The following is a 21,245-nucleotide window of genomic DNA, read 5'->3' on the forward strand; positions in this document are numbered from 1 at the left end:
CGAGGAAGTCCGGTCAGAAGTAGTCGTGCAGACGGGCGGGGCCGCCGACGGCAAGCAGGTCCAGGGCGCGGGGGTCGGCGTCGGTGTCGTGCCGCAGCTGACCGGCCTGGACGAGGCTTTCGGCGGTGGTCGTGCCGGCGTAGAGCTGGGCGAAGCCGCGCACGCTCAGGTGCAGTGCCGGTTCGCCGGTGGTCCGGCGTAGCTCGGCCGCACCGTCGGCGACATCCAGTTGCCACGCGCCGGTGTTCCAGTCGGCGAGATGGTCGTGGAGAGTGAACTCGACGCTGCCGCGCGCGTACGACGGCCAGCCGCGCTGGCGTACGGCCCGGATCACGTCCACGGGCCGGTGCATCCAGGGCTGCTGCCGGTGCTCCCGGAGCGCCTCCAGGGGCAGTTGGGCGGTGACGGCGTCGCCGTCGAGCAGGCGTAGCCGCAGGGTGGGGGCGACGCTGCGCCAGCTGGCCAGGACACCGACGATTTCCCGGGCCGCTTCGGGGGTGGTGGCGAGGGCGTCGAAGACGGTGAGCACGGAATCGGGACCGTAACCGCGGCGGCCCCGGTCCCAACTGGCGTAGCCGACCAGGTTGCCGTCGTGTTCGACGAGGGTGACGCCGTCGCTGGGCAGGTCGTCGAAGTCGTCGAACAGCTCGCCGCGACGGGTGAGCATGCCCTGGCGGTGGCGGGCGACGCGCTCGTACAGGTCGACGACCGCCGGCATGTCCTCGGCGGCGGCGGCGCGGAGGGTCAGGTGCGGCGCGGGCCGGTGCCGGGGAAGGTCGGCGGTGGCCAGGTCGACGGTACGCAGCGTGCCCGCCACCTCCCAGCCGCAGGCCCGGTAGGGGCCGCTCACGGTGGGAAACAGGGCGCTGACGGCGGCACCCCGTTCGCGGGCGCCGCGCAGCAGGACGGCCAGCAGGGCACGGGCGACGCCGCGGCCACGTGCCTCGGGAGCGACGGCGACGCCCGCGACGTCGGCGGCAGTTACGGCCTGGCCGGACCACCACTGCTCGTGGTGCAGGTCGACGGCCTTGCCGCACAGCCGTCCGGCCGCGTCGAACGCCCCGTAGCGGGTCATGCCGGGCGTGGCCCGCCCAGCCTCCGGCGGGGGTGGCGGGTCGTAACCGAACGCGTGACCGCCCAGCGCCGCGGCGGCGGGGATGTCGTCGGAGGTGAGCTCGCGGACGGCGACGGTGGGGTGCACCGGCCGACGATAACCACGGCCCGGCCGATACCGAACCGGTTTTCCGGGGCCGGGTCCGCTGTTGGAGGAAGCGCCATTTCCCGGGCTGGGCGCCGACCTGGCGTGGCTGGCCGTCGACCGGGCGATGATCGCCGCCGGGGACCGGATCCTGGTGGCCGCCGCAGCGGTACAACTCGGCCAAGTGCTTCGCGCCGCCGGCCAGGCGAGGGAGGCGACGTCGGCGATGCGGGCCGCCGCGTACCGCATCGCCCCACCCGTGATCGAGTACGGCAGCCCGGCCGAGCTGTCCCTGTGCGGAACCCTGCTCGTCCAAGCCGCCCTGGCCGCCGCCCGCCACGGGGACGATGCTGCCGTTACCGAGTTGCTCGACGAGGCCGCCGACCTGGCCGAACGGGTCGGCGACGGCCACGACCACCACCGCACCGGGTTCGGACCCACCGCCGTGGCCCTGGCCCGTGCCGCCGCAGCCGTCGACCTGGGTGACGCCCGGGACGCGGTGGCCTGGCACGGAAAAGCCATCCAGCGGGACGGCTGGCGGTGGCTGCCCGTCGAGCATCGTGCCGCGCACCTGATCGACGCCGCCCGCGCCTATCTCGAGGTCGGCGACCCGGTCAACGCCGGCCGGGTACTGGTCGACGCCGAACGGATCGCGCCAGCCGAGGTCCGTCATCGCCCCACCGCGCGGGACGTACTCGCCCAGGTTGCCCGCGACCCCGACGCGCTGGCCACGGTCACCCAGCTCGCCGACACCCTCGGGGTGGGCTGAACGGTGACCGGCCCGCACCTGTCCCTGGCCCAGATCCGTAACCGACTGATCCTCACCGTCCGTGCCGTGCTCCGTCAGCACAGACCCGGGCCTGATGGCCGCTGCCCCATGTGCCGTACACCGAACTGCCCGGTGGCCACCGCTGCCCGCGACGTCCTCCGCACCGCCGAGGGAGCACAGCAGCGCACCACAGCATCCGAGCTGGCCACGCGCGACCCGGACGACCCCCAGCAGGCCGGATGACTCCGGACGACACCCGATCCGGCCGGCTTGCCGCCAGTTCCCGGTCCGTGTCCGTCGGCCGGGTGGTACGGCGTCATGACCTCGCTGACCGGCTGACCGACCGTGGGGTCAATCAAGGACCAGGAACTCGGTGGCCGTGCAGCCCTGCTGGCTCATCGTGCCGACGCAGCCCCAGCCCGTACCTGGAACGCGCTCGAAGTACTGGACGGGCTGGGACGGAATGGCCTCGGTGGTGAAGGTGCCGGTACCGCTCGGGATGCGTTGCTCGTGGGAGCCGCTCGTGTCGGTGTACGAGGCGACGAGGTGCCATTCGCAGGTGTGGGTGGACACCTCGGGCTGGATACGGAAGGCCATGTTCGACTGGCCGTTGCCCAACTCGACGACGTTGCGGCGGAAGTACAACTCGCCCTGCGACTCGCCCTCGTCGAGGACGTACGGGCCGCGCGGTTTGTCCGTCGGCCCGCCGGTCAGGTCCCACAGCAGGCCCTGCCGGGATTCGGCACCGGAAGGGGGGATGTTGACGACGGTCTGCGCGGTGGGTGCGCGGCACGAGTCCTTGACGGCGGTCATGTCGTTGATGGTGAGTCCGGCGGCGCGATCGCTGTTCAGGTTCAGGTCGAACGTCTGGGCCTGGCCGCGCTTCCGGTTGCCGTCCTCACGCGGCGCCACATGAGACGCATGCTCGACGATCCGGCCGCCGAGCGGCTTCATGAACCCCCACACCCGCGACACATCGCCGTTCATGGCGGTGAGAGTGGCCTGCTCGCCTTCGGTCAGCGGCCGGTCGAGCAGCACGGCGGCGGCGTCGGGCGTGTCCCGGTCGTAGTCGCGGGGAGTGACGGTGGACACGAACGCGGGTTGCTCGCGGTCGACCGCCTTCTCGGCCTGCCGGTCGGAGCGCGCCCGGTCGGTGGCCGTCGACCGGTCCAGGAGAAGGTTGGCGTGGTAGGCGAACAGCATGCCGACCACGACGACGACGGCGGCGGCGGTCGCGTACACGGCACGCTGCTTCGGCGCGAGCCCGCGAAAACCGGGCAGGCGTTCGTCGGCCAGCACGGCCCAGGCTCTCGGCTCGGGCGGCGGCCCAGGCGGCTGCCCGGGCTGCCCCGGCGGCGGTCCGGGCGGGGGCGCGGACTTCCGCTCGGGCGAAGGTGTGGGCGCAGACGCGGACGACTGCTCAGGCGGTTGCTCGGGCGGCGGTGCGGAGGGCGGAGTCGTAGCCATGGATCCCCGATTCTCGCTCGCAGGCGCCCATGCTCCTCAGGAACGGCCCGGCGATGTCCAGCCGAGCGCCACACGTCCTGATCCGGCCGGGTCCCGGAATCCAGCCTACGACGGGCCATCCAGGACACCGGGGCATCGACCGGAGTGCCCCGAGGGGCCCGGACGGAACGCTCGGTGCCGCGACCGTCCGTCCGGCCGCGGCACCGCGTCGACGGGACTCAGGCCACCTGTGCCCCGACCCGCCCGTCCTCCACGACGTAGGACGCGCCCCTGCGTACGGGTGAACCGGCGTCGAGGACGTCGTCGACGAACCACAGGTCGGCGGTCCACTGCTCCGGCGTCACCGTGCAGGACAGGTAGCCGCGCTGGCGCCCGTTGTAGTAACGGACCTGCGGATTCTCCGGCAGCGCCGCCTCGAAGAGGTCGTTGTTGCCCTTCTCGCTGGTGATCGAGCTGCCGAGGAACTCGGTGGCGACCACCGGCGACGTCGGATCGGCGTCCAGGGTGATGTCGTTGACCATGGCGGCGTGCACGTCGCCGCTGAGCACCACCGGGTTGCGCGGCCGGCGCTGGTGGAGGAAGTTGGTGATGCGGGACCGGGCCGCCGGGTAACCGTCCCACTTGTCCGTGTTGTAGAACTCGTCGTCCCCGGGTTCCATGTCGATCGCGGCGAAGTAGATCTGCTGGCCGATGACGTTCCATCGCGCCGACGAGGCGGCCAGGCCGCTCAGGAGCCACCGCTCCTGGTCCGGGCCGGTCATCGTGCGCGCGACGTCGTACGCCGAGGGCTTGAGGCGCTGGAAGGTCGGCCCGTCCTCCTGGGGGCTGCGGTACTGCCGGGTGTCCAGCAGGGTGAGCTGCGCCAGGTTGCCGTAGTCCAGCCGACGGTACAGCTGCATCGCCGGGCCCTGCGGCATGGACGACCGGCGCAGTGGCAGGTGCTCGTAGTACGCCTGGAACGCCGCCGCTCGCCGCGGCAGGTACACCTCCGGGGTGCTGTTGCCGTCCGCGCCGAGGTCACCGGCGGCGTTGTTGACGACCTCGTGGTCGTCGGGCACGCAGAGGAACGGCGCGGCGGCGTGCGCGGCCTGCAGGTCCGGGTCGAGCCGGTACTGCGCGTGCCGGATCCGGTACTCCTCCAGGGTGCGGATCACCTTGAACGGCGCGTGCTTGCGGTCCGGCCCGGCCTTCGGGTTGGCCGCCCCGGCAGCCTCGTAGATGTAGTCGCCGAGGTGCAGCACCAGGTCGTGGTCGCCGGCGGCGAGGTGCCGGTAGGCGGCGTAGCGTCCGGCGGGAAGCGACTGGCAGGAGACCGCAGCGAGCGTCATCGACGTCACCGCGGCACCGGTGGCGGGGAAGGTGCGGGTCCGTCCGACGGGGCTGAGGTGCCGGCCGGCCCGGAAACGGTAGTAGTAGACCCGGTCCGGCAGCAGCCGGTTCACCTCGACGTGCACCGAGTGCGCCCAGCCCGGTTCCGCCCGTACGCTGCCGGCCCGCACCACGTCGGTGAACCGCTCGTCGGTGGCGACCTGCCAGTTCACCTGCACCGGGACCCCCGGCATGCCGCCGTCCGGATCCAGCGGCGACGGCGCCAGCCGGGTCCACAGCACCACCCCGTCGGGCGACGGGTCGCCGGAGGCCACGCCCAGCGTGAACGGGTCCGCCCGCAGGGGCACGGCGAGCGCCGGTCCTGCGGTGACCTGTGGGGCGACGAGGGCGGTGGCGACGGCCGCCCCGCCCCACCTCAACACGGACCGTCGGGTGACAGACATGCGGCTCCCATCGGGTGATCTTTCGAAGACCCTGTCTGTCTAAGGGCCGCCGGTGACCATGCCCTGCCCGTACGGATGAACGGCGCGCACGCAACCGCTGAACACTGCCGCCGTCGTCCACGGCCCAGCCCAGCCCCGATGTGCTAGAAGGCGTAGCGGATGCGGCAGTACGGTAGGCGGGCCGTGATCAGCTCGGTCAGCGCGGCGACGTAGCGGCCCTTGTGCCCGGTGCGGTAGCGCACGTTCCAGCCGCCGGTCTGCGAGCGTTTGGGCTGCTGGAGGTCCGGGCGCCAGAGCACCTCCTCGGCCTTCGGGTGCCAGCCGAGGTTGACCTCGTGCAGCCGGTCGTTGTGGGTGAGGAAGATGACCTCGGCCGCGAGCTGTCCCTTGGCCCGGGGGCCGATCCCGGCGTCGAGCTGGTCGAGCAGTTCCGCCCAGTCGTCCAGCCAGCCGTCGCGTACCACCACCGGGCTGAGGTTGACGTGCACCTCGTAGCCGGCTGCGACGAAGTCGTCGATGGCGGCGATCCGCTCGGCGACCGGCGAGGTGCGGATGTCGAGCAGCTTGGCGTCCCGGGCGGGCATCAGCGAGAACCGGATCCGGGTACGCCCCTGCGGGTCCCAGTCGAGCAGGTCCCGGTTGACGTGCTTGGTGGCGAAGCTGGCCTTCGCGGTCGGCAGGTCACGGAAACAGGCGACCAGGTCCCGGACGTTGTCGCTGATCCGGGCGTCCAGCGAGCAGTCGGAGTTCTCGCCGACGTCGTACACCCACGCGTGCGGGTCGCACTGGTTCGGGGCGTCCTTCACGCCCTGCCGGGCGACGTGCCGGGACAGGTATCCGGTGATCCGGTCGATGTTGGCGAAGACCGTGACCGGGTTGCTGTAGCCCTTGCGCCGGGGGACGTAGCAGTAGGCGCACGCCATGGCGCAGCCGTTGGCGGTGGACGGGGCGATGAAGTCGGCGGAGCGGCCGTTCGGCCGGGCGGTGAGCGACTTCTTCACCCCGAGCACGAGGGTCTCGGTCTTGATCCGCACCCAGCGGGCCACGTTCGCCTCGTCGCCGTACAGCTCCGGGATGCGGGTGTGGCTGTCGACCTCGATGCGTTCGGCGTCGGGGAACCGGGCCAGCACCTGCTGGCCGCGCGGGAGTGCGGCGGCCTCCGGCTCCATGAAGATCCGCCGGATGTCGAGCAGCCGGGAGTGCGGGACGACGTCGGTCACGAACCAGTACAACTGCGGAGCAGCCATCATCATTCCGCTGATTACCGAGGTTTTCCGACAGGCCGTGCCGGGTATGCGCCGGCATGCCCGCCGCGTCCCGCGCGACCCGCTGACATGCCCGAAGGGCACCTGATCCACCGGTACGCCCGCGAGCAGCACACCACGCTCGCCGGGCAGGTGCTGGCCGTCTCCAGCCCGCAGGGCCGCTTCGACCCCGGCCCGTACGACGGACGGCGGCTGCGCGCGGTGGAGGCGTACGGCAAGCACCTGCTCTACCACCTGGACGACAGCCCGACCCTGCACGTGCACCTCGGCATGCGCGGGCTGTTCCTCCGGTACGACGACCCGACCGTTGCCCCGCGTACCGGAGTGCGACTCCGGCTGGCCGGCGCCGCCGTCGCGTACGACCTGATCGCCCCGATCCGGTGCGAACCGCTCCCGGCCGACGGCGAGCGGGCGCTGCGCGACTCGCTCGGGCCGGACCCGCTGCGGGCCGACGCCGACCCGGCGGAGGCGGTGCGCCGGCTGGCCGCCGTGCGGGGCGCGGTCGGCGCCGCCGTGCTCGACCAGGCGGTCTGGGCCGGCATCGGCAACGCCTGGCGGGCCGAGCTGCTCTTCCTCGCCGGCCTCGACCCGGACACCCGGGGTGTGGGGCCGCCGACGGCCCGGCGGCTGTGGGACCTCGCGGTGCGGTACCTGGCCATCGGGCGGGACGCCGGCCAGGTGGTCAGCGACCCGACCGCGCCGGACGAGCGGTGGGTGTACAAGCGGCCGGCGTGCCGGCGCTGCGGCGCGCCCGTGCGGGTGTGGGAGCTGGGTGGCCGCTCCGCGTACGCCTGCCCGGTCGACCAGCCGTAGATCACACTCTCGCGCACCCCGGGGCCCAAAAAGAAAATGGGAACCGTTAGCATCTTGCTGGTCTGGTGAGGAGAGCTTCATGGCCGTACCCAAGCGCAGGACGTCCCGGTCCAACACCCGCCACCGCCGGGCGCGGTGGAAGGCGAGCGTGCCGGCGATCGTCCGCTGCCCCTGCCCTCGTCAGGAGGCGGTCGTTCCCCATCGCGCCTGCACCGCCTGTGGTCTGTACAAGGGCCGTCAGGTGGTGGACGAGCCGTGACCGGGCGGCCGCCGGTCACGGTGCTTTCCGGTTTTCTCGCGCCGGCAGGACCAGCCTGCTCCATCACGTTCTCGCTAATCGAGACGACCCGCTCCACATGACGACCGCCCTGCCCGCCGGAGCGACCCGTCAGTGGCGGCGTGACTGGGACCCGATGATGAACGACTACATGCCCGGCCGGGACGCGTGCCTCACGGCCGGCTTCGATGCCGTCGAGCAGATCCTGGGGCGACCTCCATCCGCCGTGCTGGACCTGGGTGGTGGACCCGGCACCACCGTCGAGGCTGTGCTGGGTCGTTGGCCGCACGGTCGGGCGGTGGTGCTCGACGCCGACCCGGTACTGCTGGCGTTGGCCCGTGCCGGTCTGCCCGCCTCGGCGTCCGTGCTGTGGGCCGACCTGGGCACACCGGCGTGGCGGGCCACGGCCGGCGGGCCGTACGACGTCGTACTGCTGGTGATGACGCTGCACTACCTGCCGGAGGAACGGGCCCGGGAGCTGTACGCCGAGATCCGTACGGTTCTGGATCCCGGCGGCGTGCTGCTCATGGCCGACAGGGTGCCCACCGCAGACGGGTCACCGGTGCCGAACGGGTCGACGCGACGAGACGGTTCCGGGACACCTGACCCGTGGTCGCGATGGTGGAGTGACATCGCCGGCGAGCCGGCACTGGACGAGCCGCTGCGTCAACGGTCCGCGACCCTGACGGGCGTGACCTCTGTGGAGTTCGTCGCCGACCTGAACTGGCATCGGGTCGCCGCCCTCGCCGCCGGCTTCCGCACCTGCCGCACGGTCTGGCGCAGCGACGAGCATGCCCTGCTCGCCATGCACGACGACACCCCGCAACGATGACGGCTGCCCTTCCGGCCCGACCGGGCGGGCTGGAGCCGCCCCTCCAGACCGGGCCCGGTCTGGAGGGGCGGCATCGACCGGCTGTGGCGCCAACTCGGCCCGGCCGACGGGAACCTCGATGGTCACCTGCCCGTCTGGGGTCCACGGCGGGCGTACCTGTTGCGGAACTTTTCGACCCGACCGGCGGTGTCGAGCAGGCGCTGCTTGCCGGTCCAGAAGGGATGACTCGCGGAGGAGATCTGGACATCGATGACGGGGTAGGTGTTGCCGTCGGTCCACTCGATCGTCTGGTCGCCGGTGGCGGTGGATCGGGTGAGGAAGGCGAAGTCGGCGCCCTTGTCGCGGTAGACGACGGGCCGGTACTCGGGGTGGATCCCGGGCTTCATGCGGGCTGAGCTCCTTCGGTGTCGGTGTCGGTGTCGGCCAGCTCTTCCGTGCCGAGGGGGAAGCAACCGGCGAACGGGTCGTGGTAACCACGCCACGTCTCCTCGCCGTCGGCGAGTTCGGCGTCGGTGAGCAGGCAGCCGGCAAGGGTGCGGTGCAGCTCGACGGGGTCGACGTCGAGGCCGATGAAGACCAGGTGCTGGTGCCGGTCGCCGTAGTAGGGATCCCACTCCAGGGCGGCGGCGAGCCAGCGCTGGTCCCCGACGTGCTCCCACCGGTCCTGCGGAAGGCTGACCAGCCAGTGCCCGAGGGAGCCCATGGCCAGGCCCCCGCCGGCGAACTCCCAGGCCACCACGGTGTCGGGCTGGCTGGCCAGCCAGAGGTGACCCCGGGAGCGGATCATCTCGGCGTTGACGTCCTCCAGGACGTCGTGCAGCCGCTGCGGGTGGAAGGGGCGACGGGCACGGAAGATGGTGGAGACCACACCGCAGTCGGCCTCCGGCTCGTGCGTTCCCAGCGGGTACCCCTGCAGGCCCCGGGCGAGGACTCCGGGGGTTTCCGGCCGGTGCCGGTGGGTGTGCCGCAGCTGGCGGGTGAGTGCGACGGCGTCGACGAGGTCGCCGTCGACCCGGAACTGAGCCGCCCAGGGCGCCATCCGCGCCAGCAGTACCGTCAGCCTGCTGGTGTCGAAAGCCCCTTCCCGGGACTGCCCCCAGAGCACCAGGGTGTCGGCGTACTCGATCTGCCGCACCACGACGTCCGCCAGCGCGCGGTGGTCGTCCTCGGCGGCGTGGATACCGAGCGCCCTGAGGTCGTCGGTGCTGGCGAGGGCGTCGAGCAGGTGCTCGGCGTCGAGGACGGTGACGTAGGAGTCCACGTGGATCAGGTCGGTGATCGGTGCGCCGTCGACCAGGCAGTGGGTGCAGGCGGCGGCGACCGCCTCCGGTTCCACCACCTCCGGCAGCATCAGCGCCAGGTCGTGGCCGGGATTGTCACGGGCGAGCCGGACGAGGGTGGGCAGTACGTCCTCCCGGAGGGTGCAGGAGACGCAGCCGTGTCGCAGGTCGACCTGCTCGTCCTCGACGACGCCGGTGCCGGAACGGACCACACGACGGACGACGCCGTCCCGGAGCCTGGTGAGGTCGTGTCGCACCAGCAGTAGCGACGGGTCGGCGGCGAGCAGCGTACGGGCGACGGCGAAGGTCGCCGCCGGCCAGAGCCCGGAGAGCACGGTCAGCGACGGGCGGGTATCGGCGTCGGCTGTCACGGCATGGGTCGGGGCCTGTGGTGACGACGACATGGCGCTCCTCTCGACTTAAATGGAAACGATTGTCATTCTAGTCGGACCGGGGTCGCCGACGCGAACGGTGGTCCGAGGTCGCGACCGGGTCGGTCGCGGCGGGGTCGACGAGGTGCCCCCGGCGCGGCTCGGCGTCGACCGTTTCGTGGAGGCCGTCGACAACCCGGTGCGGACCTGGCTGAACGGCTGATGTAGAACTGAAAACCGTTTTCGTTATCGTAAGGATCCGAGTAAGGAGCGGTCACTGTGTCCAGACGTTGTGACGTCACCGGCGCGCAGCCGAGTTTCGGCAACGCCGTGTCCCACTCCCACCGACGCACGCGGCGCCGGTGGAACCCGAACCTGCAGAACCACCGCTACTGGCTGCCGTCGGAGCGGCGGTGGATCAGCCTCACCCTCACGGCGAGGGCGCTGAAGACCGTGGACCGTAAGGGCATCGAGAAGGTGGTCGCCGAGATGCGCGGCCGGGGAGTGAAGGTCTGATGGCCCGCCAGACCGACGTGCGCCCGATCGTGCGGCTGCGCAGTACCGCCGGCACCGGCTACACGTACGTGACGCGCAAGAACCGCCGCAACGACCCGGACCGACTGGTGCTGCGGAAGTACGACCCGATCGTGCGCCGGCACGTCGAGTTCCGCGAGGCGCGTTGATGGCGCGCAAGAGTCTGGGCAACCGGCAGGCCCGCCGCGAGGACCTGGTCGCCCGGCACGCCGGGACGCGGACCGAGCTGAAACGGATGATCAGTCAACCGAACACCGACCCGGACGCACGCGCCGAGGCGGTGCGCCGGCTCAGCCGGCTCCCGCGGGACTCGAGCCCGGTGCGACTGCGTTCCCGGGACCAGGTCGACGGCCGCCCGCGTGGCGTGCTGACCCGGTTCGGGCTGTCCAGGGTCCGGTTCCGCGGGATGGCCCTGCGAGGCGAACTGCCCGGGGTCCGCAAGGCCTCGTGGTGACGCCGGTGATCGCCGCCCGCCCGGAGGTCACGGACCCACGGGCCGCCGCCCCTTCGGGGCCAGATGTACCACCGCGCGCAGGGATGCGTGGTGTGGAAAGGGGAGGTATGAGTGCGACATTGAGGGCTCGCGGTTTCGCGGCCCTGGTTGCCGGGGTGGTGGTCGCCGGCACGGTGCTGGCTCCCGCCGCCGCGTCGGCGGCCGAGCGGGTGGTGCTGTCCAAGGGGCACACCGACGCGATCGACGTGCACTACGAGGGCGGTGCGCTGTCGTTGAAGGTGAACGACGACACGGTCAGTCCCTCGGTCACGCGGGACCCGGCGGACGTGACGTTCCAGGTCCTGCCGGAGGCGGCCATGGCCGTTCCGGACGATCCCCGGTTCGCCTTCCTCGGGCCGGCGGGGAGCCAGGTCTGGTTGCTGCCGATGACCCAGGACCCGGATCTGCTCTGGCCGGGCTGGAACACCACCACGCTCGACCCGGGGGCGTTCGAGGGGAACAAGGTGCGGCTGAGCCTGGTGGATGTGGAGGGGCCGGGCAACGTCACGCTGTTCACGCAGGACTCGTTCGGTGGTCCGCTCATCAAGTTCCGCGGTGACGACGGGCTGCCGGACGCGATCGACGTGCCGGTGCAGACCCACGCGCACTCGAACTGGGCGTTCGGCGCGCTGGGCAGCTACACCCTGACGTTCCAGGCCGAGGCGACGCTGACCAACGGCACGACGGTCAGCACCGGGCCGGTCGACTACTCCTTCGTCGTCGGCGAGCTGCCCGGCGGCGGGCCGGAGGTCGGTCTGTCCATCACCGGCATGGCCGACGCGTACCAGCCCAACGACACGGTGACGCTCAACGCGGTGCAGACGCCGCAGACCGAGCTCGACCACTACCACTGGTTCAGCAAGTGCCCGGGCGCGGCGGACTGGAGCATCATCGCGGGCGAGGCGGGCGTGAGCTACTCCTTCACGGCGACCCGGGAGCTGAACGCCTGCGAGTACGTGGTCAAGCTCTACGACGACGACCACGCCGTGGCCGCCACCAGCGAACCGGTGGCCCTCCGGGTGGCGTCCCCACCCGGGCAACCGGGTGCCGCACAGACGATCACCGCGTCGATCGACGACACCCAGGGCGCTCTGGTGATCAGCGTCAACCCGGACGACCGGGCCGTGGTGCTGCCACCCGCGCAGCTCAACGCCGGCGGTGACCGGTGGGAGAGCAACGGCGAGCTCCGACCGGTCACGGTGACCGACACCCGCGCCGGTCAGCCGGGGTGGAGCGCCTCCGGGCAGATCCCGGCGGGCTTCACCGGTCCGGACGGTGCGGCGTTCAGCGCCAACCACCTCGGCTGGAGTCCGCGAATTCTGGCCCAGGGTTCCGGGCAGGGCGTGGTAGCCGGGCCGGAGATCGCACCGCCCGGCGGCGGTCTCGGCGACAGCGCGGTGCTGGGCTCGGCGCCGGGCGGCGCCGGGCGGGGCACCGCACAACTGGGCGCGGGCCTGCGGTTGAGCCTGCCCACCGACACGGCTGCGGGAACCTACACCGCCACTCTCACCCTCACCGCGATCTGATCGCCCGAACCCGTCCGGTGGCCCGGATCTGATCCGGGCCACCGGACGTCGCGGGGGTGGCGGGTCGTCGCCGCGACCCGCCCACCCCCGCCTCGTCCCTCGCCCTCTCAGGAAATGGACACCGGCCCCACCATGCGTCTGCTCGCCGCCATCGCCACCGGCCTCGCCCTGCTCGGCGCGGTTCCGGTGCCCACCGCGAAGGCGCCGGAGCCGTCGGCTTCGACGTCCCCTGCACCGTCGGCTCCGTCCGCTGTGACCTGGGGGGTGGCACCGTCGAGCGCGACGGAGCCGAACGGCCGCGCGGCGTTCGGCTACAAGCTCGACCCCGGTGCCACCCTGACCGACCACGTCGCCGTCACCAACCACTCGACGCGGCCACTCACCCTGAATCTCTACGCCAGCGACGCGTTCACCACCGCACAGGGCGGGTTCGACCTGCTGGCCGGCGGTCGACAGCCCACCGACGTCGGCGCCTGGGTCCGCCTCACCCGCAGTGCCCTGACCATCCCGTCGACGTCGCGCCTGGTCGTTCCGTTCACGCTCACGGTGCCGACCAACGCCACACCGGGGGATCACGCCGGGGGGATCGTCGCCTCGCTCGCCGCCACGGCGGCGGACGCGCAGGGCAACCAGGTCGCCGTCGATCACCGGGTCGGCGCCCGGATCTACCTGCGGGTGACCGGTGAGCTGCAACCGGCGCTGGTTGTCGAGGAGCTTCGGGTGCGGCACACCGGCTCGCGCAACCCTGTCGTCGGCGGCACGCTCACCGCCACCTTCACCGTCCGCAACACCGGCAACGTGCGGCTCACCGGGCGGCCCACGCTCGGGGTGGCCGGACCGTTCGGCCTGGGCCGGCGCACTGTGGACACGCCCGCGCTGCCGGAGATCCTGCCCGGCGGTGAACTGACCACCACCGTACGCATGACGGGTGTCCCGCCGTTGGTCCGGCTGAGCGCGAGCGCCGCCGTCACACCCGATGCCGTCGGCGACCAGGTCCTCGACCCGCCACCGGCGGTCGACACGGCACAGGTCGCCGTCTGGGCCGTGCCCTGGCCGCAGCTTGCCCTGCTCACCCTGGTCGCCCTCGTCGGCTGGGCGCTGGTGGCGGCCCGGCGGCGGCGGGCGCGGCAGACCGCGCGCGCGTTGGCCGCCGCCCGGGAGGAGGGCCGGACGCAGGCCAGCCAGGAGGCCGGGCGGACCTCGGACGGCCAGGACGCCACGGTCCCCGCCACAACCGGCGTGGACCCTCGGGTCGGCAGCGGCGGCCAGGCCACGCCCGACCTCCCGACGCCGGACGCCACGGCATGACGATGCGGCACCACGCCGACCAACCACTACGAAGCCGCCTGGGGAGCAAGCCGTGAGGACAAGAAGCATGCGCGCCGGTGCCGCCGGTCTCGCCGTAGCCGTACTGATGGTGACAGCCGGGGGTGCGCCAGCGGCCGCGGAACCGGTCACGCTCAGCGCAGCCGGCGCGGACCTGGTCTCCGTCGCGCTCGACGGTGACTCGATGTCGCTGCGCGCCCGGGACGCCGTGCAGGCAGCCCGCGACGAGGCCGGACACGACCCGGCGGCGGTGGTGCTCGGCCCGGACGGCGGCCTGGCCGGTCGGGTGCCGGCCGGAAAGGACTTCGCCTTCCTCGGGTCGCCGGGACGCGCCGTGTGGTCGCTGTCCGCCGGTGACACCGGGTTCCCGGCCCTCGACACCACCGGGATACGACCCGGCGTGGTCACCGACGACACGGTGGCGCTCACCCTGCGCTCGGTCGAGGGGCCGGGAACGTTCACCGCCTACACCCTGTCCGGTCTCGGCACGGCGACCCCGCTCTTCGGCAGCGGCCCGGGTCTGACCCGGACGGCGCAGCTGCCGGTGGGGACGCGTACCGGCGGCGCGGTCTGGGCCTTCGACGCGGCCGGGGAGTACCGGGTCACCCTGACCGGCTCGGCCACCCTGCGATCCGGCCAGGAGGTCAGCGCCGAAGCGACGTACCGGGTGCGGGTGCCGACGATCAGCCCGAGCGAGCAGGCGTCGCCACCGGCTGTGCCCGGGCTGGCGGCGCGGCCCGCCGGGCAGCCGGCAGCGCAGACACGTGCCACACCGGACGCTGCGCCGCGAGCCGCCGCCGCGCCGAAGCCCGGCGCAGTCGCGCCGCCGGCCGCGAAGGCGGCGGCCACCACCCCCACGGGCAGCCGTCAGGTCATCGCCGACGGGCATGTCGACATGGGTCCGCAACTGGTTGGCGACAACTGGACGATCCGGATCAAGGACGACCGGACCAGCCCCCCGGTCTGGCGGGAGACCGCCGACGTGGTTCTACAGCTCAAGGACAACGCGAAGATCACGGTGCCCGCCGGTGCCGACTTCCTCGGCAAGCCGGGGGACACCGTGTGGCTGCTGCCGCAGTCGCAGCAGGCGGGCATCGTCTGGCCCGGTTGGAACACCCAGCACGAGTCCGTCGTGTCGGGTGTCAAGGGCAACGTCACGTGGACGCTGAGAGGAGTCGACGGGCCCGGGCGGTTCGCCCTCTTCCTGACCGGCTCGTTCGGCAAGGCCGACGTGCTGTTCGACTCCGTCGAGGCGTTCCCGCAGAGGTTGGAGATCCCGCTCAACACCCACGCGCACGGCAACTGGGCGTTCAGCGAGCCCGGCCTGTACCGGCTCACGGTGCAGATGAGCGGCACCACCACCGCCGGCAAGGCGGTCACCGACACGAAGACGCTCACCCTCGCCGTCGGCGACCGCACCGACCCGAACAGCGGTTTCGGCGGCAGCAACGGCCCCGACGGTGGTGGGGACGGCGACGGCGGCGCGGATCAGGGCGGTGGCGGGCCCCTGCCGCGCACCGGTGCCGGCTGGGTCCTGACGGCCGGCGCGGCCGGCGTCGTCCTCGTGGCCCTCGGGGTCGTGCTGGTGCTGTCGACCCGCCGTCGCGTCGGCCCGGCCGACCCCACGACCAGCCAAACCATCAGTTGATAACAGTTCTCATTTTCACTATTGTCGTGCAGTGCGCCGGGCGGCCGTGGTTCCACGCCGGCCCGCGTGCCGAGAGCCCGGGGGAGGGCAAGGTGCGGATGCCGGGTGTCGGCACCGGTGCGGCTCGCGAGCCCGCCCACCGGGACGGCTCACAGTTGCGGCTGCTGGTCCTACCGCTGCTGGTCGTGTTGCTCGTCGCCGGCTGCCGGTCGGAGGTGGCGTTGAGCGCGCACGACGGGCGGGTGCAGGTCGTCACGACCACCGGAATCCTGCGGGATCTGGTGAGCCACGTCGGTGGTGACCGGGTAGCCGTCAGTTCGCTGGTGCCGGACGGGGCCGATCCACACAGCTACGAGCCGTCGTTGCGGGACATCCGCGATGTCGTCTACGCCGACGTCGCGTTCAGCAACTACCTGCTCCTCGAAGAGCAGGCCGTCATCAAGGCGCTGGACGCGAACCTGCGTGACGGCGTCCCGAACGTCTCGCTGGCCGAGGGGGCGGTGAGGTACGCCGCGGAAATCATCCCGCTGGTCGAGGACGTGTCGCTGGACACCATCTGGCTGGGCATGCGCGTGCGCGGCACCGGTGCCGCGCAGGGGGCTGACCGCTCCTCGGACGTGCTGCTCAGCGCCACCGCCGCGGACGGGCCGGGCCAGGTGTTCGCGTACCTGACCGAGTCGTTCGGTGACCCGTCGTTCTCCGTCGACTCCGCCGACGGCTTCGATTCCGCCGACGGATACCGGGACGACACCGCCACGCTGCCGCCGGACGCGCACACGCACATGAGCTGGGCGTTCACCGAGCCGGGTGTCTACCGGCTGACCATGCGGGCGCAACTGGCCGTCACCCCGGAGACGGCACCCGTCGCCATGGGCGAGCAGGTGTTCACCTTCGCCGTCGGGGTGGACCCGCGCTCGGTGCCGGGCATGGCGGACGCGACGGTACTGAACTCCGGACACGCCGACCTCACCGTCGACCTCGACGAGCGGCGGCTCTACCTGTTCGCCGACCCGGAGGGCGGCGGCGCGGCGAACCAACGGGTGTACGAGCCGGCCGACACCGTGATCGAAGTGCCGAACAAGGCGCTGCTGGAGGTGCCCGGCGACCACAGGTTCCGCTTCCTCGGCCGGCCCGGCACCCAGGTCCACCAGCTGCCGCAGGCGGTGCTCGGCAAGCATGTGCACGGCGAGATCGACCCGCACCTGTGGCAGAACGTCCGCAACGCCATCTCCTACGTGGAACTGATCCGGGACACCCTGATCGGCGTCGACCCGCAGGGCGCGGCGGCCTACCGCGCGAACGCCGCGGCCTACGTCAGAGAACTGGAGAAGCTCGACACCTACGTCCGGGACACGATCGCGCGAATCCCACCGTCCCGACGGCACCTGGTCAGCACTCATGATGCGTTCGGCTACCTCGGCCAGGCGTACGGGATCGAGATCTCCGGCTTCGTCACCCCGAACCCCGCCACCGAGCCGAGCCTCGCCGACCGCCGCCGGCTCACCGAGACGATCCGCAACCTGGAGATCCCCGCCGTCTTCCTGGAGCCGAACCTGGCGGCCCGCGCCACCACCCTCACCGAGCTGGCCCGGGAAGAGGGACTACGGGTGTGCCCGATCTACGGCGACACCTTCGACCGAGACGTCACCAACTATTCCGACATGATGCGGTTCAACGCTGAATCGCTGCACGACTGCCTGACCACGGGGAGGAACCAGTGACGGCAGGACGGGCGCGACGCCGCACCCGCGCGACCACGGCCCTCATGCTGCGATGTGCGCTCGCGACGCTGATCGTGCTGTCGACGGCACAGACCCCTGCGGCGGCGAAGGAACCGACGCCCGGCCTCGACCAGTCGATCGCGGTGGACCAGCCCCTGGCCAACGGTCGGGCGACGCTCGCCGCCGGGCACGTCGACATCGGCCCCCGCTACGTCGACGACCGGTGGACCCTGCTGATCCACGACGGCACACGGGAGCGGTCGGTGTGGCGGGATCCCGACGAGACCCTGCTCCGCGTGTCCGACGCCGCACGACAGACCGTTCCGGACGATCCGGCGTACGCGTTCCTCGGTGTCGACGCCGGAAAACGGGTGTACGTGGTGCCGCAGACGCAGAACCAGGATGTCGTCTGGCTCGGCTGGAACACCCAGGATCCCCGGGTGATGCGGACCATCGACCGGGGCGTCACCCTGACCCTCCTCGGCGTACGTGGACCGGGAACCGTCACGACGTACCTCCAGTCGGGCAACTTCGCCGCCCCGCAGCCGCTGTGGCGGTCCGCCGAGTCGAAGGCCCAGTCCTTCTGGGCCGAGGTCAACACCCACACCCACGCCAACTGGGTCTTCACCGAGCCCGGTGTCTACCTGGTCGCGGTGCAGGTGTCGGCTGACCTGGTCACCGGCGAGAAAGCCTCGGCGACCGGCACGCTGCGCTTCGCGGTGGGGGACGGGACCAGTGCCGACGAGGCCTTCGCCGTCACGGCGGACATCCCCGTACCAGCCGACCAGGCGTCGCCCGGCGCGGACCGGGCCGGAGCCGGCGACCCGGCGGGCGGTTCCCGGACGCCGCTGCTCACCGTGCTGATCGGCGCGGCTGTCGCGCTCGCCGTCGCGGTGGTCCTTCTCCTGCTCAGAGGGCGTGGCGCGAAACGGCGAGCCGAACGGGAACGCACCGCGTCACAGTCGGAGGGGCAACCGTGAGAGCGCTGGAGATCGAGGGGTTGGACGTGGACCTCGGTGGCCGGCCGGTACTGCGGGACGTGCGGCTGCGCCTCGACCGGGGCGAACTGGTGGGGTTGCTCGGTCCCAACGGCGCCGGGAAGACCACCCTGTTGCGCGCCATCCTGGCGCTGATCCGCACCCGTGGCGGCCGGGTGCTGGTGGAGGGCCGGCCGGCGCGCCCCGGCCGGTCGGGAATCGGCTACGTGCCCCAGCGCCACGAGTTCAGTTGGGACTTTCCGGTCACCGTGGAGCAGGCCGTGCTGAGCGGCCGTACCGGCCGGATCGGCCTGCTTCGCCGTCCCGGCGTGGCCGACTGGCGGGCGGTCGGTGACGCGCTGGACCGGGTGCAGCTCACCGGGCTGCGCCGCCGGCCGGTCGGAGAGCTGTCCGGTGGGCAACGTCAACGCGTCCTGGTCGCGCGGGCGCTCGCGCTCGCGCCGAGCATCCTGCTGCTCGACGAGCCGTTCACCGGACTGGACATGCCCACCCAGGAACTGCTGGGCGACCTGTTCACCAGCCTGGCGCAGGAGGACCGCGCGGTGCTGATGACCACCCACGACCTGGTTGCCGCGGTGAGCTCCTGCACCCGGCTGGTCCTGCTCAACGGCCGGGTCGTCGCCGACGGGCACCCGACGGACCTGCAGGACGTCGAGCTGTGGGCGAGGACCTTCGGGGTGAGCGCCACGTCCCCGCTGCTGAAGCTCGTAAAGGCGGCCTAGTGTCGATCACCGATTTCCTCACCGACCTGCTCAACCCGGATCTCGCGTTCCTTCCCAAGGCGCTGGCGATCGCGGTCATGTCCAGCATCGTCTGCGGCGTCGTCGGCTGCTACGTCGTCCTGCGGGGCATGGCCTTCATCGGCGACGCCGTGGCGCACGCGGTCTTCCCGGGCATCGCGGTCGCCTTCGTCCTCCAGGGCAGCCTGGTGCTCGGTGGCGCCGTCGCCGGGATCGCCACCGCCCTGCTGATCGCGATCTTCTCGCAGAACCGGCGCGTCAAGGAGGACTCGCTGATCGGCGTTTTCCTGGTCGCCGCATTCGCCCTCGGCATCGTGATCATTTCGCAGGCACCCGGCTACGCCGGGTCGCTGCAACAGTTCCTGTTCGGCTCGATCACCGGCATCCCGGACCGCGACCTCTACCTGGTCGGGGGCACCGGCCTGGTCATCCTCGGCCTGGTGCTCGCGCTGCACAAGGAGTTCGTCGCGGTCTGCCTGGACCGGGAGATGTCCCGTTCGATGGGGCTCCCGGTCTTCTGGCTCGACATCGTGCTCTACGTCCTGGTGACCCTGGCCGTGGTGATCTCCCTCCAGACCATCGGCAACATCCTCGTCCTGGCGCTGCTGATCACCCCCGCCGCAGCCGCCCGCCTGCTCACCGACCGGCTCGGGGTGATGATGCTGCTCGCCCCACTGGTCGGCGGTGTGTCGGCGACCGTCGGGCTGTACCTGTCCTGGAGCTACGACACACCGGTCGGCGGCACCATCGTCCTCGTCGCCACCGCCGTCTTCCTCGCCGCCTGGCTGTTCGCCCCACGCCACGGCCTGCTGACCAGACGATGGCGACGTCCGGGCGGGGCGGACCCCACCGGCCACCCGCAGCCGGGTTTCCGGTCCGGCCCCGCTCACACACGGGACGCGTCAACGGCTGTTCGGTAGGCGGACGAGGACATCGAGGGGCGTGCGCGGGGCTTCCGGGCGGCCCGGAAGCTGACCGGCCAGCGTCTCGGCCGTGGCGGTGCGCCGTTCGAAGTCGATGCCCGCGTACTCCCGGTAGGCCGCCATCGGGCGAACCGGGCCGATGCCGAACCCGCCCACGATGGCGTACCGCAGCAGGGTCCGCACCCGGCGGCGGCCGGCCCGGTCCAGGTCGTACCAGTGATCGGCGCCCGGTGCCCGGTGGTCCATCCAGTGCCGGAACTGGTTCTCGCGGATGTAGTAGTGCCAGGCCAGCACCTCGACCGGATGGAAGAGGTCGTAGCCCCAGGTGAACGCCCGGGTGGCCAGGTTGATCTCCTCGCCCTGGTAGTAGATGCGCTCGTCGTAGGGCACCTCGCGGACGAACGAGCCCGGGGCGAAGAGGAACCCGGCGGCCACGAAGCGCGCCGGGACCGGCGCGGTCGCCTCCTGCCAGTCGGGAATGCGGAAGTGTTTGAACCGTGGCAGGCCGTCGTGGGTCCAGCCGCTGAGGAAGATCAGGGTCGGCTCGCCGCCGCCGGTGAACTCGACCGCCGGGTCGTAGGTCGGGGGATAGCAGCTCAGGATCGGTTTGGCCGCCCCGGTCTGCCCGGCCATCGCGATCAGCCGGGTGTCCCAGCCGGGGGCGAACCGGGTGTGGCTGTCCACCTGGAGATACCAGTCGGAGTCGACGTAGCCGCGCTGGATCTGCGCGCGGGCCCAGCACACGCCGCGGCTGCGCCGGGCGTCGAACTCCAGCACCGTGACCCGGGGATCGGCCCGCAACGCCGACACGTCCTCGCCGCCGAGATGCTGCCAGTTGACCACGACGCGCAGCTCGTCCGGGCGGTCGGCCTTCGCGAGGCAGTCCAGCACGGTCGGCACCAGCTCCGGATCGCGGTACGCCGCGACCGACACGAAGATGCTCATGGGGCCGTGGCGAACGGGTCGGGCGTCGCCGGTTCGAACACCAGGGGCAGGTCCCGCTCCACGGCGTACCGGTTGAGCCAACGCTCGATCGGCCCACCCGACGGGGCGACCCACGGCGGGGCGCCGTCCTTCGGCACGACCAGCGGACCGGTGGCGAGCGCGTCCATGATGTCGCCGGTCTCGATCGCCCGGACGGTGTCGAAGGGGAAGAGCCAGCACCACGCCCGTTCGACGGCCGCGTCCGGCACCAGCGCCAGCGCCTCGCCCGATCCGTTCCGTTCGAGACGCCGCAGCGCCTCGGTCGCGCGGACGTGTGCCCTGTCGGCGTTCATGTCTCGGTCCCTCCT

Annotated in this window: 23 protein-coding genes; 15 read left to right on the forward strand and 8 right to left on the reverse strand. The window is 72.0% G+C overall.

Annotated features, from left to right (window positions below):
• Positions 1–13: 13 nt before the first annotated feature.
• Positions 14–1,201: an enhanced intracellular survival protein Eis gene (eis, locus tag ACIBJE_RS19565; protein WP_396750216.1), complete on the reverse strand. Its 1,188-nt coding sequence runs from the start codon at positions 1,199–1,201 to the stop codon at positions 14–16.
• A gap of 61 nt (positions 1,202–1,262) precedes the next feature.
• Here eis and ACIBJE_RS19570 point away from each other — a divergent pair, with 61 nt between their 5' ends.
• Positions 1,263–1,967: a hypothetical protein gene (locus ACIBJE_RS19570; RefSeq protein WP_396750218.1), complete on the forward strand. Its 705-nt coding sequence runs from the start codon at positions 1,263–1,265 to the stop codon at positions 1,965–1,967.
• 351 nt (positions 1,968–2,318) lie between these two features.
• Here the strand turns inward: ACIBJE_RS19570 and ACIBJE_RS19575 are convergent, their stop codons facing one another.
• The 3 genes from ACIBJE_RS19575 to ACIBJE_RS19585 all read right to left on the reverse strand — a co-directional run bounded on the left by ACIBJE_RS19575 (position 2,319) and on the right by ACIBJE_RS19585 (position 6,453).
• Positions 2,319–3,209 carry a hypothetical protein gene (locus ACIBJE_RS19575; protein WP_396750220.1) on the reverse strand — a complete coding sequence of 297 codons (891 nt, stop codon included), beginning with the start codon at positions 3,207–3,209 and terminating at the stop codon, positions 2,319–2,321.
• 443 nt (positions 3,210–3,652) lie between these two features.
• Positions 3,653–5,206, reverse strand: coding sequence for an alkaline phosphatase D family protein (locus tag ACIBJE_RS19580; RefSeq protein ID WP_396750222.1), 1,554 nt, complete (start codon positions 5,204–5,206; stop codon positions 3,653–3,655).
• A 143-nt stretch (positions 5,207–5,349) separates the two neighbouring features.
• Positions 5,350–6,453 carry a spore photoproduct lyase family protein gene (locus tag ACIBJE_RS19585; protein WP_396750224.1) on the reverse strand — a complete coding sequence of 368 codons (1,104 nt, stop codon included), beginning with the start codon at positions 6,451–6,453 and terminating at the stop codon, positions 5,350–5,352.
• A gap of 87 nt (positions 6,454–6,540) precedes the next feature.
• Between ACIBJE_RS19585 and ACIBJE_RS19590 the strand changes: the two genes are divergently transcribed.
• The 3 genes from ACIBJE_RS19590 (at position 6,541) to ACIBJE_RS19600 (ending at position 8,393) form a co-directional block, all read left to right on the forward strand.
• Complete coding sequence (locus ACIBJE_RS19590; protein ID WP_396750226.1) at positions 6,541–7,284, forward strand: DNA-formamidopyrimidine glycosylase family protein; 744 nt, start codon at positions 6,541–6,543, stop codon at positions 7,282–7,284.
• 79 nt (positions 7,285–7,363) lie between these two features.
• Positions 7,364–7,543, forward strand: coding sequence for a 50S ribosomal protein L32 (gene rpmF, locus ACIBJE_RS19595; protein WP_396750228.1), 180 nt, complete (start codon positions 7,364–7,366; stop codon positions 7,541–7,543).
• Between the two features lie 97 nt (positions 7,544–7,640).
• Positions 7,641–8,393, forward strand: coding sequence for a class I SAM-dependent methyltransferase (locus tag ACIBJE_RS19600; protein WP_396750230.1), 753 nt, complete (start codon positions 7,641–7,643; stop codon positions 8,391–8,393).
• Positions 8,394–8,515: 122 nt separating this feature from the next.
• Here the strand turns inward: ACIBJE_RS19600 and ACIBJE_RS19605 are convergent, their stop codons facing one another.
• Positions 8,516–8,779, reverse strand: a complete 264-nt coding sequence (locus tag ACIBJE_RS19605; RefSeq protein ID WP_396750232.1) for a type B 50S ribosomal protein L31 — start codon at positions 8,777–8,779, stop codon at positions 8,516–8,518.
• Positions 8,776–10,077 carry a CobW family GTP-binding protein gene (locus ACIBJE_RS19610; protein ID WP_396750234.1) on the reverse strand — a complete coding sequence of 434 codons (1,302 nt, stop codon included), beginning with the start codon at positions 10,075–10,077 and terminating at the stop codon, positions 8,776–8,778. Before ACIBJE_RS19610 ends, ACIBJE_RS19605 begins: the two co-directional genes overlap by 4 nt.
• Positions 10,078–10,144: 67 nt before the next feature.
• Between ACIBJE_RS19610 and ACIBJE_RS19615 the strand changes: the two genes are divergently transcribed.
• The 11 genes from ACIBJE_RS19615 to ACIBJE_RS19665 all read left to right on the forward strand — a co-directional run bounded on the left by ACIBJE_RS19615 (position 10,145) and on the right by ACIBJE_RS19665 (position 19,950).
• The gene (locus tag ACIBJE_RS19615; protein ID WP_396750236.1) at positions 10,145–10,267 is read left to right on the forward strand and encodes a hypothetical protein; all 123 of its coding nucleotides are present in this window, start codon (positions 10,145–10,147) and stop codon (positions 10,265–10,267) included.
• Positions 10,268–10,323: 56 nt separating this feature from the next.
• Positions 10,324–10,560: a 50S ribosomal protein L28 gene (gene rpmB / locus ACIBJE_RS19620; RefSeq protein ID WP_396750238.1), complete on the forward strand. Its 237-nt coding sequence runs from the start codon at positions 10,324–10,326 to the stop codon at positions 10,558–10,560.
• The gene (rpmG, locus tag ACIBJE_RS19625; RefSeq protein ID WP_095565727.1) at positions 10,560–10,727 is read left to right on the forward strand and encodes a 50S ribosomal protein L33; all 168 of its coding nucleotides are present in this window, start codon (positions 10,560–10,562) and stop codon (positions 10,725–10,727) included. The genes rpmB and rpmG overlap by 1 nt, the downstream gene beginning before the upstream one ends.
• Entirely contained in the window at positions 10,727–11,032 is a 306-nt protein-coding gene (rpsN, locus tag ACIBJE_RS19630; protein ID WP_396750240.1) for a 30S ribosomal protein S14, read from the forward strand. The genes rpmG and rpsN overlap by 1 nt, the downstream gene beginning before the upstream one ends.
• Before the next feature lie 107 nt (positions 11,033–11,139).
• Positions 11,140–12,597, forward strand: coding sequence for a choice-of-anchor M domain-containing protein (locus ACIBJE_RS19635; protein ID WP_396750242.1), 1,458 nt, complete (start codon positions 11,140–11,142; stop codon positions 12,595–12,597).
• Positions 12,598–12,729: 132 nt separating this feature from the next.
• Complete coding sequence (locus ACIBJE_RS19640; protein WP_396750423.1) at positions 12,730–13,905, forward strand: WxL protein peptidoglycan domain-containing protein; 1,176 nt, start codon at positions 12,730–12,732, stop codon at positions 13,903–13,905.
• 67 nt (positions 13,906–13,972) lie between these two features.
• Entirely contained in the window at positions 13,973–15,571 is a 1,599-nt protein-coding gene (locus ACIBJE_RS19645; RefSeq protein ID WP_396750425.1) for a TIGR03773 family transporter-associated surface protein, read from the forward strand.
• A 98-nt stretch (positions 15,572–15,669) separates the two neighbouring features.
• On the forward strand, positions 15,670–17,292 hold the full coding sequence (locus ACIBJE_RS19650) for an anchored repeat ABC transporter, substrate-binding protein (protein ID WP_396750427.1): 1,623 nt from the start codon (positions 15,670–15,672) through the stop codon (positions 17,290–17,292).
• A 44-nt stretch (positions 17,293–17,336) separates the two neighbouring features.
• Positions 17,337–18,272, forward strand: a complete 936-nt coding sequence (locus ACIBJE_RS19655) for a choice-of-anchor M domain-containing protein (protein WP_396750244.1) — start codon at positions 17,337–17,339, stop codon at positions 18,270–18,272.
• Between the two features lie 26 nt (positions 18,273–18,298).
• A complete protein-coding gene (locus tag ACIBJE_RS19660) occupies positions 18,299–19,012 on the forward strand; it encodes an anchored repeat-type ABC transporter ATP-binding subunit (RefSeq protein WP_396750429.1) in 714 nt (237 codons plus the stop codon).
• Entirely contained in the window at positions 19,012–19,950 is a 939-nt protein-coding gene (locus ACIBJE_RS19665) for an anchored repeat-type ABC transporter permease subunit (RefSeq protein ID WP_396750246.1), read from the forward strand. The genes ACIBJE_RS19660 and ACIBJE_RS19665 overlap by 1 nt, the downstream gene beginning before the upstream one ends.
• Here ACIBJE_RS19665 and ACIBJE_RS19670 read toward each other — a convergent pair.
• Entirely contained in the window at positions 19,933–20,898 is a 966-nt protein-coding gene (locus ACIBJE_RS19670) for a GlcNAc-transferase family protein (protein ID WP_396750248.1), read from the reverse strand. The two genes, ACIBJE_RS19665 and ACIBJE_RS19670, sit on opposite strands and share 18 nt — an antisense overlap.
• Entirely contained in the window at positions 20,895–21,230 is a 336-nt protein-coding gene (locus ACIBJE_RS19675) for a YrhB domain-containing protein (protein WP_396750250.1), read from the reverse strand. Before ACIBJE_RS19675 ends, ACIBJE_RS19670 begins: the two co-directional genes overlap by 4 nt.
• Between the last annotated feature and the right edge of the window lie 15 nt (positions 21,231–21,245).

The sequence above is a fragment of the Micromonospora sp. NPDC050187 genome, from assembly GCF_044459745.1.
Classification (GTDB): Bacteria; Actinomycetota; Actinomycetes; order Mycobacteriales; family Micromonosporaceae; genus Micromonospora.

Bases quoted from the DNA above. Each gene is read 5' to 3' on its own strand.
- ACIBJE_RS19580 (WP_396750222.1), bottom strand. From the start codon at position 5,206: ATGTCTGTCACCCGACGGTCCGTGTTGAGGTGGGGCGGGGCGGCCGTC.
- ACIBJE_RS19585 (WP_396750224.1), bottom strand. From the start codon at position 6,453: ATGGCTGCTCCGCAGTTGTACTGGTTCGTGACCGACGTCGTCCCGCAC.
- ACIBJE_RS19590 (WP_396750226.1), top strand. From the start codon at position 6,541: ATGCCCGAAGGGCACCTGATCCACCGGTACGCCCGCGAGCAGCACACC.
- rpmF (WP_396750228.1), top strand. From the start codon at position 7,364: ATGGCCGTACCCAAGCGCAGGACGTCCCGGTCCAACACCCGCCACCGC.
- ACIBJE_RS19600 (WP_396750230.1), top strand. From the start codon at position 7,641: ATGACGACCGCCCTGCCCGCCGGAGCGACCCGTCAGTGGCGGCGTGAC.
- ACIBJE_RS19605 (WP_396750232.1), bottom strand. From the start codon at position 8,779: ATGAAGCCCGGGATCCACCCCGAGTACCGGCCCGTCGTCTACCGCGAC.
- ACIBJE_RS19610 (WP_396750234.1), bottom strand. From the start codon at position 10,077: ATGTCGTCGTCACCACAGGCCCCGACCCATGCCGTGACAGCCGACGCC.
- rpmG (WP_095565727.1), top strand. From the start codon at position 10,560: ATGGCCCGCCAGACCGACGTGCGCCCGATCGTGCGGCTGCGCAGTACC.
- rpsN (WP_396750240.1), top strand. From the start codon at position 10,727: ATGGCGCGCAAGAGTCTGGGCAACCGGCAGGCCCGCCGCGAGGACCTG.
- ACIBJE_RS19635 (WP_396750242.1), top strand. From the start codon at position 11,140: ATGAGTGCGACATTGAGGGCTCGCGGTTTCGCGGCCCTGGTTGCCGGG.
- ACIBJE_RS19640 (WP_396750423.1), top strand. From the start codon at position 12,730: ATGCGTCTGCTCGCCGCCATCGCCACCGGCCTCGCCCTGCTCGGCGCG.
- ACIBJE_RS19645 (WP_396750425.1), top strand. From the start codon at position 13,973: ATGCGCGCCGGTGCCGCCGGTCTCGCCGTAGCCGTACTGATGGTGACA.
- ACIBJE_RS19650 (WP_396750427.1), top strand. From the start codon at position 15,670: ATGCCGGGTGTCGGCACCGGTGCGGCTCGCGAGCCCGCCCACCGGGAC.
- ACIBJE_RS19655 (WP_396750244.1), top strand. From the start codon at position 17,337: ATGCTGCGATGTGCGCTCGCGACGCTGATCGTGCTGTCGACGGCACAG.
- ACIBJE_RS19670 (WP_396750248.1), bottom strand. From the start codon at position 20,898: ATGAGCATCTTCGTGTCGGTCGCGGCGTACCGCGATCCGGAGCTGGTG.
- ACIBJE_RS19675 (WP_396750250.1), bottom strand. From the start codon at position 21,230: ATGAACGCCGACAGGGCACACGTCCGCGCGACCGAGGCGCTGCGGCGT.